This is a genomic window from Streptomyces cupreus, assembly GCF_014257025.1.
Classification (GTDB): domain Bacteria; phylum Actinomycetota; class Actinomycetes; order Streptomycetales; family Streptomycetaceae; genus Streptomyces; species Streptomyces cupreus.
Genome location: NZ_JACMSF010000114.1, coordinates 1 through 11,511 on the forward strand (window position 1 = coordinate 1; position 11,511 = coordinate 11,511).

Here is an 11,511-nt window from a genome sequence, read left to right on the forward strand (position 1 = left end):
CTTGTACTCGTCGAGGACGGAGGTCCGGTTGTGCTGCCACTGGCCGCGGAAGAGGTCTTCCGGTCTAGCGGCGTCGGCGAGGCTCTTGACGGTGCGGTGGGTCATGTTCAGCTGACGCCCGATGGAACGGCGACTGTGGCCGGCTTCGAGCATCGCGTGGACCGTGGCGTGCCCGGCTCGGATGCGGTTAGCGAATCGCTCGCTCCGCCATGGCGAGTCCGCCTTCTCGTCGAGCGGCGCCGGTGGCTCGGACTTCCCCTCGGGATCGGGGACCAGGACGCGAAGGCACTGGCGGTGGTGGGCGACAGCCCGCTCAGCAGCCTCCCCGAGGTTGTGCCACAAATGCCAGCGGTCGGCGACCTGCGTCGCCTGTGGCGCCCCGGCTGTGGCGCCTTCCGCGAAGAACGGCGCGCGGTCCCGGCAGACGATCTCGATCCCGGGTCGCTTCGCCAGCCATGCGGCCAGGCTGGACGCCTCCCGGTCAGGCAGTAGATCTACCGGCCAACGGGTCTCGACGTCGACGAGCACCGTGCCGTAGACCCGTCCCTTGCGTGTGGCGTACTCATCGACACCAACCACCCGAGGGGGCCGGGACAGCGGGTTCGGGCAATGCCTCGAGCAGCCGCAACACCGCGCTGCGGCTGATGGACACCCCGAAGGCCCGGGCCATCCGGGCGTCGGCACGGCCGGCGAGGGCGAGACCCACCGCGGCGAGAGTCGACCGCAACCGCTCCGTCCACCTGCTGTACCGCCGGGTCAGCCTCGGCATCTGCTCAGCGAACGTCCGCCGAGCACACGAAGACTCCGGACAGAAGAACCGCCGAACTCGCAGTTGTAGGAACACCAGACGCCCCCACTCGGCACGTCCGCAGGAAACCGCAGATAGGAGCTGTGCACCCGGGTCGACTTGCTCCCACAGTCCGGGCATGCCGCCCCGGCCGCCGTACTGCAGAGGTCGACGCGTATCGCCTCGTGGCTCACGTCCAGCGACAGCACCGACACGTCCACGATGGACGGTAACAGCAGGCCCTCCAGAGGAGGCGACGTCTCTTCCACGACGTCGCACTGTCGACCACACCACGGTCGGCCCTGGCCATTTTCAGGCAACTTCCCGAAGCTTGAACGGAGCACCAGCCGTCACTCAGCGTGCGCGCATCACGGAAAGCGAGTCAGAACCCGTTCTCACGAACAAAGCCACGCGACATACCCGCGACGCTGCGGGCACCGCCCAGCTCCTGCCCCGCCTCATCGCCCGAGGCACCCGCGGCCCGCTGTTCCTCACCGACCGCAAGGCACCGGCCGGGACACCGACGCTCGACGTGTGCCCGGAGACCGGCCGGGCCCGGCTCTCCCACCGCCGGGCCGAGGAAGATCTTCGAGGAGAACACCCGGCTGCTGGCCAACCCGCTCGCCTCGCACGAGGACATCGAGGACCTGGACGGCTGGACCCTGCACGGGCTTCGCCACAGTGCCCTGACACACGACGCCGAGGGCGGGACCTCCACCCCGATGCTGCTGGCCCCTCCCGCCACGCCTCCGTCCGCTCCTTGGAGCGGTACGCCCGCCCCGGCGTCGACGCGGTCGCCCGGCACGTCGCCGAGCGCGACCCCGCCGCCCGGCGGAAGCACTGATGCCTCAAGATCAACTATTGGCGACTTCTGAGCTCACCTCGGGGACACCCCACGAGACCAAGTAGCAGGCGCAGGTTCCGGCATGTCGGCGGTCGAGGCCGCTGCGGCTCGACCAGCCGCAGCGGCAGACTCTTCCATCGACCCGCCCAGGGTCAGGCCACGCCGGGTCCTTCCCGTCATCCGTAATTGATGAATGACGACGTCCGATCATTGAAGCCGAAGGGGGTGAGGTCGGGTATGCGGTTGTGCCGATCTATGAAAAATCTTGCCCCTGACAGGTGAATATCGTCGAAGAGCTCCACGTTGAATGCGCATACGCTCACCGACGATATAATGTCGTTCCAGTTCTGCGTGTGGAGGAATCCCCTAGGGACTCTGGTCAGGTCCCGCCAATGGAAACCTGCCTCCAACTCAAGGCGGTCTCCCCCCTCATTGCCGTCCTCCCAGACCCGGGTGTGGGAGGGAAGCCCAAAGTCGCCACGAGTATCGCCGTTCATCCGGCGCACCTCGGAAAGCATCGCCTTGCGGTCGGTGAAGGCGCCGAGGGCGACGGACCCTTCGTATGACAGCCGCGTGAAGTTGAGTGGCAACGCGGCGTTCAGTTGCTCCAGGTCGTCTACGACTTCGCCGTCGAGAACCACGGGGACCTGCGGTTCGAGGAGACGGGTGGTGCCGCTCACCGGTGGGCGCGGGCGCTCACTGTTGAGTTCCTCGATCAGTTCTGTGGAATTTCGGGTGGCTGCTATTTGGGCCCATGCTTCGCGCGCCGACTGTGCCATTACAGTCATGTACAATCATCTCCCGCAATCCATTGAGGGTGAACAATGTTTCGTCACTCTCATGCTATATCCCTGAGTCCAAAGTGCCACTGGCCGAGCGGTAATTGATTAGGTAATCAGTCACCCGACGGTGCGGCGGCCCGGCTTGTCGATGAGGTTTGAGAACGGCGTCACCAGCCGCAATCCCGCCACCGGTGAGGCCACCATCTCCTGGCGCGACCCGGCACTCCGGGACCAGACGCCGATTCCGGGATGAAACATCGGGAGAAAACGACCTCTGACTGAGCGTTTGGTCCTGTCTTAGGCGAGTTGGCGCCATTTTCCGTGCCCTCCGGAGTGGAGGCTGCCGCGGTTGCTGGGGCGGCCGACTCCTACGTGACGCCAGGGAGTCGTTTCCCTCCGACTGCTCCTGTCTGCTCCCAACACGCCCCCAAGCGCCGCCTTTTGACCACTGACGCGCCCGCCGACAGCGGGCTACTTCGGAAACCTGACTCCGCACGGCCCCTACCCCAGCGCCCTGTCCGACGCCCGCTGGCAGCTGATCGAACCAGTCCTGGCGGCCTGGCGGCACGAACGCCGCGCCCGGGCGCTGGCCATCGGCCGACCGCCCGAGCACGACCTGCGTCAGGTCATGAACGCCATCTTGTACGCGGACCGCACCGGCATCCCCTGGCGACACCTTCCGCACGACTTCCCCAACTGGACCACCGTCTACGGCTACTTCGCGGCCTGGCAGGAGGACGGCGTCTTCGAGCGCCTCACCGGCCTGCTGCGGCGCCTCGTCCGCGCGTCCGAGGGCCGCGACGGCGAGCCGTCGGCCTGCGTGCTGGACTCACAGACCATCAAGACCTCCGCCAACGTGCACCGCACCGGCCAGGGCACCGACGCGGGCAAGCGCATCATCGGGCGCAAGCGCCACCTGGGTTGCGACCCCCTCGGCCTGCTGCTGACCGTGCTGGTCACCGCCGCGAGCGTGTCCGACACCGCGGTCGGCGTCCAACTGCTGTCCCGCATCGCCACCCGCCATCCGCGCGTGACAAAGGCCTGGGTGGACGCCGGCTACCGCACCACCGCCATCGACCACGGAGCCCGCCTCGGCATCGACGTCCACCCCGTCCAGCGCCCGCCGGGAGTCAAGGGGTTCCAGGTGATTCCGCGGCGGTGGACCATCGAGATGTGTCAAGCACACTGCACTCATGAATCCGGTTCGGTTGGGGTGCTGTCGTCGTCGGTCCAGAGGCGGCGGCTGTACCAGCCGGGCGGACGCGTCCGCCGTTCGCGTAGTGCAGCGAGTTCTTGCTGGTCGGCGTGGGCGATGAGGCGGTGCGGCCAGCGGCTCTCCCGGCGAACGGTGATCCAGCCTCGGTGGATCCAGGCGTAGAGGGTGGAGGTGGTCATGTCCAGCTCCGCGGCCAGGTGTTTGAGCCACCATTCGTCGGGGCCGGCCTCCTCGCCCGGAGGCGCGGGGCGGGGGCGGTGGACACGGCCTGCGGGGCAGTCGAGACGGCGCCACATGAGGTCGCGGATGGTGGTCGCGGTGATCCGCTTGCCGCCCTTGGCCGGGCGATAGCCCTCGGCCTCGAGGCGGTCGGCGATCCCGCTGGCGCCGATGCCCTGGCCTGCTAGTTCCCTGATCCGGGCGGCGAGCTCGGGGTAGTAGCTGAGCTGTTGCAGGCTCCGGACCGGACGGACGATCTCTTCGGGGGTGGTGGCACCGCCCGCCCAGACGATGGTCGCCGTCACGCGTTCACTGGTGCCGATGACGGTGAGTTGGACCTTGTCGATGATCGCGCGGGCGATCTCCTTGCGGTCCGTGACCGTGGTGGTCTCCGCGTGCCACAGGCCGGTGATGTCGCCGGCCAGAGTGGTGATCGTCTGCCGCTCGGCGGCGGTCAGGACGCGGGGGCTGGTGCGGGTGAAGCGTTCGTGGTCCTCACGAAGCTTCTGCTGGGCGGCCAGGGCGGTCTCCCATTCCTTCTCCAACTGGCGGACGACCAGGCGGTTTTCGGGTTCGGCGAGGTGGTAGCAGCGTCGGGCCCGGTCGGCTTCGTACTCGGCCCGCTCCAGGCGCTGCTGCCACAGCTTCTCCAGCTCGGCGCGCTCGGATATGACCTCATCGGCGGCCTGGAGGGACACCTCGACGGCGGCGGGCTGCAGCGCGGCCAGGACCTGCCGTTCCACGAAAGCGTCCACGCAGCCGGCGTTCAGCAGCTGGCAGACTCCCCGGGCCCCGTAGTTGGTCACATCGCGACAGCACACGTACTCCGGCCGGGCATGGCTGTGCTGGGTGTGGTAACGCACCATCATGCGTCTGCCGCAGCGGCCGCAGAAGCCCAGCCCGGCGGCGAGCGCGGGCCCGTTTCGGACGGCGCCCATGGTCTCAGCGCGGGCCCGGTTGGCGGCCAGTTTCGCCTCGTTGGCCTCGAACTGGGCCACCGTGATGTAGGCGGGCAGCACGTCGGGGATCATCACCAGCCACTCGTCCCTCGTCTGAACGACCCGACCCGTGCTGGGCCGGGCGGGGTCCTGGCGGCGCCGGTCGACCCGGCGGCGGCCGTAGGCGTAGATGCCGGCGTAGGCCGGGTTGTGGAGCAGGGTCTGCAGAGTCATCCGGTTCGGCCTGCGCCATTCCAGGGTGCCCTTGTCCGGCCCCTCGCGCAGCCGGATACCCAGCTGAATGTCGTGCTGGACGAGGTAGCGGAGCACCCGTGCAGGGTGCCGATCCGCTCGAACCGGTCGAAGATCAGGCGGATGACGGTCTGCACCTGCTCATCCGGATCGAAGACGACCTCGCCCGAGGGGCGGCGGACATATCCGCTGGGCAGTGGGAAGGTGAGTTCGCCGCGGCGGGCCTTGTTGATCCTCCCGTTCCACATCCGCTGCTTGATCAGATGGAGTTCGGCCTCGCTGATCGTGCCTTTGAGGCCGAGGACGAGGCGGTCGTTGTAGTCGGCCGGGTCGTACACACCGTCGAGATCCGCCAGCACCGCGCCCGAGAGGGCACACAGCTCGATGAGCTGGTACCAGTCCTTGCCCGAGCGGGCCAGGCGGGACATCTCGATGCCCAGCACGAGTCCGACGTGGTCCAGGCCGATCTCGGTGACCAGCCGCTGGAACCCGGTGTGGGCCACCGCGCTGATCGCCGACATCCCCAGGTCGTCGTCGATGACCAGGACCCGGTCCGCCTCCCAGCCCAACGCGACCGCCCGATCCTTCAAGGCGTACTGCAGCCGCGTCGACTCCTGGTGATTCAGGAGCTGTTGCCGCGTGGACTGCCGGCCATAGACCGCCGCGAGGCGTTGGAGATGGCGGTCGCCCACCTTGCTGTTCGCCCTCTCCCAGGGCATCACCGCGGTCACGGCCGACTCCGCTCACCCGCGGCCGCGGTCATCACGCGACCGGCCAGCCTCGTCAACTGCCGCACCACCGCCTGCCGGTTCGCCTCCGGCAGACTCGCCCACACCCGTGCGTTCAGCGTCGTCCGCACCGTCGTCTGGGGCCGACGTCACGTCCTTCTTGCATGAGGACTCGTCCTTCTCACGGGCCCTCAGATGCTCGGCCACCGTGGCCAGCCGCCGCAGCCCTTCACGGCCGATTATCGGCCCCCGCTCGCTCTCCTGACCATCCATGGGTGCAGTGTGCTTGGTCAATGGAGCGCACCCTGAGCTGGCTGATGCGCTCACGCCGCCTGGTGCGCGACTAGGGTCCGCAGGTGGGCCAGGAACGTTTTGGCTCCTCCGGCGCTGTCGGTGCGGACGAGGATGGGGGTTCCGTGGCGGCGGTCGTCGGGGATCTGGGCGAGCGCCGCATCGAGGACGGTGATGTGGTCGGCGGCGGTGTTGGCCTCCGGCGTTGCCCGGCCGCAGCAGTCCGGCCAGGGCTTCGCCGGTGTTGGCCAGGAAGCACACCAGCGAGTGGAACCCGAAACCGCCCTTGTAGGTGGGTGCTGCCTGCTCCTTCTCGGAGTGGCAGGTGATCACCTGGCGTCGAGGTCCAGGACCAGGTCGGGCAGTTCCTGCCCTGCGGCCCGGGCAGCGGGTATGCCTTCACCGGTCTCGGCGGCCTGCAGCCAGGCGACCTCCCGAGCCGAAGCGCGGGCAGAGCGCAGAGAAACCAGTGCCCGCTCGTCAACGTCAGCGAGCAGCCGCCAGGCCCTCGGTGTCGAGGCGACCGAGCCGAACACTTCGGCCTGGTCCCGCAGCACGGCCAGGTCCGCGATGGCCTCGCCGCCGTCGGCGAGCATCACCGCCGGGTCGGTGGCGGTCCGGCCCGGATCATGACCGGTCCCGCGCGGCCGAAGCGGCCCGAGCGCGGTGGAGTACGCGGCGGTCAGCCCAGTGGCATCGGCAAGATCCGCCAGCAACCGTGCCCTGGCATGCCCGACCACCCCCGAACCATCGGCAGTGACCTGAACCTTGGGACGCAACCCGATAGCCTGCACGTAGAAAGTGCCTCCACCTGGACCGACAGAACCCCTCGACAAGGTTCATCGTCCCAGGTCAGGAAGTCCGCCTCGACAGCCGCCACACCCAAGCGAAACGGCGAGGCTAGTCTCCGGGGACCAGGACGACCTTGCCGAGATTCCTCCGGGACTCGATGACCTCGTGAGCGCGGGCTGCTTCGGTGAGCGGGATTTCGGCGAATACACGGGGGCGCAGTGTGCGGTTGCGGTGGAGTTCCCATATCCCGTTGAGCCAGCGCGCGTACACCTCGGGCTTGCCCCGGGCGATGGCCGCCATCTGGAAGCCGATGACCGAGGCACCCCGGACCAGGAGCTCGTAGGCGTCGATCGTGCCGCCGCCCGAGCTGAAGGCAACCAGACGACCGGCGGGGGCCAGCGCGCGCACCGCGAGGCTGAGGAGTTCTCCGCCGACACCGTCGATGACGATGTCGACCGGATCGCCCCAGGATTCGTCCTCGTAGAGCACGACCTCGTCGGCGCCGAGGGAGTGGACGAACTCCCCCTTGTCCGCGCTGCTGACGGCCGCGACGACGCGGGAGGCCCCGCCGACCTTCGCGTACTGCAGGACAAGGGTGCCGACAGCACTGGCCGCCGCGGTGACGAGGACGGATTCGCCGGGGTGGGGGCGGCCAGCCTCGTACGCGCCGCGTGCCACCAGTCCGCTGCGGACAAGGCTCACGGCGTCGACGCTGGTCACCCCGTCGGGAATGATGGAGGCCATCGCCTGATGAACGAGGGCCAGTTCGGCATAGGCATGGTCGAAGCAGAGACCGGTGACGCGGTCGCCCACGGCGAATCCGGTGACGCCTTCACCGACGGCGGCGACGGTGCCTGCGACCTCGCCGCCGAGTGGGACGGGCTCGGCGCCTTCGCGCACTTTTCGTACGAGTGCCAGCGAAACTCCGATCGCTTCGGTACGGACGAGCAGCTCTCCCGGGCCGGGGTGGGGAACGGGGACCTCCTCAACGAAGAGAACCTCCGGGCCGCCGCTGACCTCGTAGCGAACACGACGCATGGACACCTCCAGGTGTGACAGGGGCGCGAACCGTTGGGATTGCCAATGGGCGGTGAGCGTAGGGCAAGATCGTTGGGAAGTCCAATGACTTCGGGTAGCCTGGTGCCATGACTCGGACCGAGAACCCGTGCGCCCTGACGCACATCCAGTCCCTGCCGAGCTGGCTGGTCGGCCGGGTAGCGGCACGCGGCCGGAACCTGGTTGCCGAGGCCATTGCCGAGGAAGGACTGAAGCTGCCCCATCACGCCGTGCTCGCGGCGGTGTCCGAACACGGCCCGGTCGCCCAGGCGGATCTGGTGCGCCAACTGGGCTTCGATGCGAAGGACGTGGTCCTCCTCCTCAACCACCTGGAGGAGAGGGGGCTGGCGGTGCGCGCACCGGACCCTCGGGACCGCCGCAAGAACGCGGTGACGGTGACGCTGGCGGGCGTGCGGACCCTGGAGCGGTGCGCGGATCTGGCGGAGCGGGCCAACGCCGAGTTGCTGGCACCGCTCAGTGAGGCAGAAGGCCAGCGGCTGATGGAGCTGCTGACCCGGGTGAACGAGGCGTAGCGGCGCTCTGCGCGTCTCCTTGGGCGATGCCGGGAAGGCCAACGCTTCAGGGCCGCTCCCGGGAGCCACGGTACGAAAGGCATTGGTCATGGGCCGGTGATCAACGAGTCCTGCCGGTCGGTTTCGGGTCCCGGTTCTTGGTGCGGTTGGCGCGATGTCGACGTACCGCGTCGCGGTTGGCGCACCGTGGGGAGCAGTAGCGCTGCCGCCCGGTGCGGGAGGTGTCGGCGAAGATCGTGGGGCACTCGGTCACCGCGCACCGCAGGAGCCGGTGCATGCCCCGTCCTGCCAGGTGCAGCGCGGTGCCGACGGGGATCAGCGCGAACAGCACAGCGCCGAGCGATTGCTGATCGTCGCGGTGGTGCAGATGCCAGCCGCTGCCGGCGTGGTTGGTCAGCCGCGGATGGGTGGCGGCCGCGGCCAGCATCCCGTTGACCAGCTCGGCGCGCTCCTGCTCGTCGGTGGTGTCGACGACCTTCTCCCAGGCGTCCAGCGTGGCATGGGTGCGGTCCAGGTCCTCTGGCGTCACGGAGTGTGCCAGTACCAGCCCGGCAGCGCGGCAGCGGTCCGCGAGTTCTTCGGCGCTGGTCGGGCGGCGGTTGGCCAGGTCCGCGGCCAGGTTCACGGCATCCTCGCCGTAAGGGTTGAGGTGCATAAGCCCATTACACCATGGTGATCGCCATGGAACACCACAGCGGACGCCAGTCCGATGCGAGGCCAAGGCCCCTGTCCCCGTCCGGTCCTGCCACGCACGGTCCCGGACAGCGCGCCGATGAGGTCGACTTGCTGACGCCCGGCGCTTCGCGATACCGGTGGGTCGTCCTCGGCATCGCCATCTTCACCCAGGCCACCTCCGCCTTCTTCGTGCAGGGCATCGGGGCGATGGGTGTCCACCTGCAGAACGACCTGAACCTGAGCACGGCTCAGTTGGGTCTGCTGCTCTCGGCGGCCCAGTTACTCCCCCTGGTCGGGCTGCTGGTGGCCGGGGAGCTGCTGGACCACTTCAGCGAGCGCTGGGTCGTGGGAGCAGGCGCCTGTGTGGTGGCCGTCGGCCTGTTCATGGGAAGCGCGGCCCCGGGGTATACGGCCCTGCTCCTCGCCCTGCTGGTCGTCGGCGCCGGATACAGCACCGTGCAGCCCGGCGGGAGTAAATCGGTGGCTTCCTGGTTCAATGCGAACCAGCGAGGGTTCGCGATGGGCATCCGGCAGGCGGGGCTGCCGCTGGGCGCGGCGATCGCCTCGGCCGTACTGCCCCTCATTGCGGTGGCTTACGGCTGGCGAGCGACGCTCGTGGCCGGTGGGCTGGTCGCGCTGCTGGGGGCTGGCGTCTTCATGGGCTTCTACCGCCGCCCGCCCGCCCGCGCCGCTTCCCAGGACGGCGCGGCGCCTGCCTCGCTCAAGGCGCAGCTCGGCGCCCGGCTGCAGATGCTCCGCGAACCGTCCATGGCGAAGATCATGCTGTCCGGGACGGCCCTGGTCTCGGTGCAGTGCGGCGTGGGCATCCTGACCGTGCTGTACCTCCACGAGACGGCGTCAGTGGCAGCCGGTACGGCAGCCCTTGTCCTGGTGATGTCCCAGGGGGCGGGCGTGGTCGGCCGTATCTGCCTGGCGGCCTACAGCGACCGAGGCGGGTCCGGGCGCTACGTCACCGTCGTGACGTGCATGATCGCCGTGGTCGGGGGGATGGCGGTGCTGATGACGCCCGCGGGTCGTTCGCCCGTGGTGGCCGGCTTCGTGTTCGTCTGGCTCGGATTCTTCGGGCTCGGCTGGTACGGCCCGTGGGTTGCCTACGTGACCGAATCGGCTCCGCCGGGACGGACGGGATTCGCCCTCGGCCTGGCCATGTCCGTCAATCAGATCGCCATCGTCCTGATGCCGCCCCTCCTCGGCCTGCTCAAAGACGTCACCGGCAGCTTCACGCCGCCCTGGGTTCTCCTGTGCGCACTGACCATCGTTGCCCTGACGGTCACGGCCCGCGGCGAACTCCGGGCGCCGGCGCGGTCCGCCGCGACATCGGACGAGCGCGACACCGTGAGACCCCACGGCAGCCGGAAGGAGACATCGGCATGAACGCTGGCGGGACTACCTGCCCAACCCAGACCACCCGGGAACGCCGAGACGGCCGCCGGCAGTTCCACCTCTAGTCATCCACGTCGGCGACAACGCCGACCGCCGCCACCAGCGGGCGGCCACCGGAACCATCGATCCGATTGAGGAGAAGCGCATGTCCTTCCTGGCAGACGACTACCCGGAGATCCGTTACGAGGGCGACGAGGGGGAGGCCAGCGCGACCTTCCGCCCGGCGGGGACCCCTCCGGACTTCACCACCCCCGGCGGGGGGCACTTCCATTACCTCTCGACACGGCTGACCACCGACGGGCTCTTCGGGCTCTACCAGAACCGAATGGGACCGGCGATCGGCGGAACCAGCACGCACTTCCACAAGACGATGTCCGAGGCGTTCTACGTCTTGTCCGGTGAGATCCACGTCTTCGACGGCGAGCGCTGGATGGACGCCGCCAAGGGCGACTACCTCTACATCCCGCCGGGCGGCGTGCACTCGTTCGGCAACATCTCCGGCGAACCGGCCGACTTCCTCATGCTCTTCGCTCCCGGCGGGGCGCGGGAGGGCTACTTCGAAGGTCTCGGCGAGATGGGGGCCATGACTGAGGAGCAACGGACGGAATTCCTCATCCGCCACGATAGTTGGTTCGCCGACATGGTCAAGGGACCAGCGGCGGAGTCATGGGAGGACCGGGCCGCCACCCGCAAGGCGATCAAGACCCGTTGAGGCGACCAACACGCTGCCAACCGGCGTGATCGCCAAGAACGAAGCGATGACGCCGATCGAACCGAAGACCGGTCATGAACTCGAGCCGGTGGACCGAGTACACGATGGCTCGCCGCTATGCCGACAGCCGGATGCCGACGGAGGTACCGCCGCTGGTGATCGCGACCACGCAGGGCGACATCCTCCGCGCGTCCCAGAGGTCTACGGCGGCAACCCGACGCTGAACCGTTCCGGGTTCGGTAGAGATCTCAGATGTTGGTTGTGACCTGTGCTTTCGTGGCG

Annotated in this window: 10 protein-coding genes and 2 pseudogenes; 5 read left to right on the forward strand and 7 right to left on the reverse strand. The window is 68.6% G+C overall.

Annotation, left to right across the window (positions count from 1 at the left end; translation table 11 throughout):
- On the reverse strand, positions 1 to 579 hold a 579-nt coding region (locus H4N64_RS42890), incomplete at its 3' end, for a transposase (RefSeq protein WP_186288051.1).
- A 1,228-nt stretch (positions 580 to 1,807) separates the two neighbouring features.
- On the reverse strand, positions 1,808 to 2,419 hold the full coding sequence (locus H4N64_RS42895; protein WP_186288052.1) for a hypothetical protein: 612 nt from the start codon (positions 2,417 to 2,419) through the stop codon (positions 1,808 to 1,810).
- A 508-nt stretch (positions 2,420 to 2,927) separates the two neighbouring features.
- On the opposite strand from H4N64_RS42895, the pseudogene H4N64_RS42900 reads away from it, so the two are divergent.
- A pseudogene (locus H4N64_RS42900) lies at positions 2,928 to 3,587 on the forward strand (IS5 family transposase); the annotation flags it as partial.
- A 17-nt stretch (positions 3,588 to 3,604) separates the two neighbouring features.
- Here the strand turns inward: H4N64_RS42900 and H4N64_RS46630 are convergent.
- The 4 genes and pseudogenes from H4N64_RS46630 to H4N64_RS42915 form a co-directional block, all read right to left on the reverse strand.
- The gene (locus tag H4N64_RS46630) at positions 3,605 to 5,116 is read right to left on the reverse strand and encodes a recombinase family protein (RefSeq protein ID WP_222110074.1); all 1,512 of its coding nucleotides are present in this window, start codon (positions 5,114 to 5,116) and stop codon (positions 3,605 to 3,607) included.
- Positions 5,017 to 5,769 (reverse strand): recombinase family protein, encoded by a 753-nt coding sequence (locus tag H4N64_RS44670; RefSeq protein WP_222110075.1) that lies wholly within the window; start codon positions 5,767 to 5,769, stop codon positions 5,017 to 5,019. Before H4N64_RS44670 ends, H4N64_RS46630 begins: the two co-directional genes overlap by 100 nt.
- A 341-nt stretch (positions 5,770 to 6,110) precedes the next feature.
- Positions 6,111 to 6,893, reverse strand: a pseudogene (locus tag H4N64_RS46105) (transposase); the annotation flags it as partial.
- Positions 6,894 to 6,957: 64 nt separating this feature from the next.
- Positions 6,958 to 7,887, reverse strand: a complete 930-nt coding sequence (locus H4N64_RS42915) for a quinone oxidoreductase family protein (RefSeq protein WP_186288053.1) — start codon at positions 7,885 to 7,887, stop codon at positions 6,958 to 6,960.
- A gap of 107 nt (positions 7,888 to 7,994) precedes the next feature.
- Between H4N64_RS42915 and H4N64_RS42920 the strand changes: the two genes are divergently transcribed.
- Positions 7,995 to 8,438: a MarR family winged helix-turn-helix transcriptional regulator gene (locus H4N64_RS42920; protein WP_186288054.1), complete on the forward strand. Its 444-nt coding sequence runs from the start codon at positions 7,995 to 7,997 to the stop codon at positions 8,436 to 8,438.
- Positions 8,439 to 8,538: 100 nt separating this feature from the next.
- On the opposite strand, the gene H4N64_RS42925 is transcribed toward H4N64_RS42920, so the two are convergent.
- Positions 8,539 to 9,093 (reverse strand): CGNR zinc finger domain-containing protein, encoded by a 555-nt coding sequence (locus H4N64_RS42925; RefSeq protein WP_186288055.1) that lies wholly within the window; start codon positions 9,091 to 9,093, stop codon positions 8,539 to 8,541.
- 128 nt (positions 9,094 to 9,221) lie between these two features.
- Between H4N64_RS42925 and H4N64_RS42930 the strand changes: the two genes are divergently transcribed.
- From H4N64_RS42930 to H4N64_RS42940, 3 genes are all read left to right on the forward strand, one after another.
- Positions 9,222 to 10,508 (forward strand): MFS transporter, encoded by a 1,287-nt coding sequence (locus H4N64_RS42930; RefSeq protein ID WP_260860360.1) that lies wholly within the window; start codon positions 9,222 to 9,224, stop codon positions 10,506 to 10,508.
- Positions 10,509 to 10,662: 154 nt separating this feature from the next.
- Positions 10,663 to 11,229 carry a cupin domain-containing protein gene (locus tag H4N64_RS42935; RefSeq protein WP_186288057.1) on the forward strand — a complete coding sequence of 189 codons (567 nt, stop codon included), beginning with the start codon at positions 10,663 to 10,665 and terminating at the stop codon, positions 11,227 to 11,229.
- A gap of 74 nt (positions 11,230 to 11,303) precedes the next feature.
- Positions 11,304 to 11,453: a hypothetical protein gene (locus H4N64_RS42940; protein WP_186288058.1), complete on the forward strand. Its 150-nt coding sequence runs from the start codon at positions 11,304 to 11,306 to the stop codon at positions 11,451 to 11,453.
- Positions 11,454 to 11,511: the final 58 nt, after the last annotated feature.

What these genes read in the sequence shown, in the direction of transcription:
- H4N64_RS42895 (WP_186288052.1), bottom strand. Translation starts at nt 2,419, where the DNA reads ATGACTGTAATGGCACAGTCGGCGCGCGAAGCATGGGCCCAAATAGCA.
- H4N64_RS42915 (WP_186288053.1), bottom strand. Translation starts at nt 7,887, where the DNA reads ATGCGTCGTGTTCGCTACGAGGTCAGCGGCGGCCCGGAGGTTCTCTTC.
- H4N64_RS42920 (WP_186288054.1), top strand. Translation starts at nt 7,995, where the DNA reads ATGACTCGGACCGAGAACCCGTGCGCCCTGACGCACATCCAGTCCCTG.
- H4N64_RS42925 (WP_186288055.1), bottom strand. Translation starts at nt 9,093, where the DNA reads ATGCACCTCAACCCTTACGGCGAGGATGCCGTGAACCTGGCCGCGGAC.
- H4N64_RS42935 (WP_186288057.1), top strand. Translation starts at nt 10,663, where the DNA reads ATGTCCTTCCTGGCAGACGACTACCCGGAGATCCGTTACGAGGGCGAC.
- H4N64_RS42940 (WP_186288058.1), top strand. Translation starts at nt 11,304, where the DNA reads ATGAACTCGAGCCGGTGGACCGAGTACACGATGGCTCGCCGCTATGCC.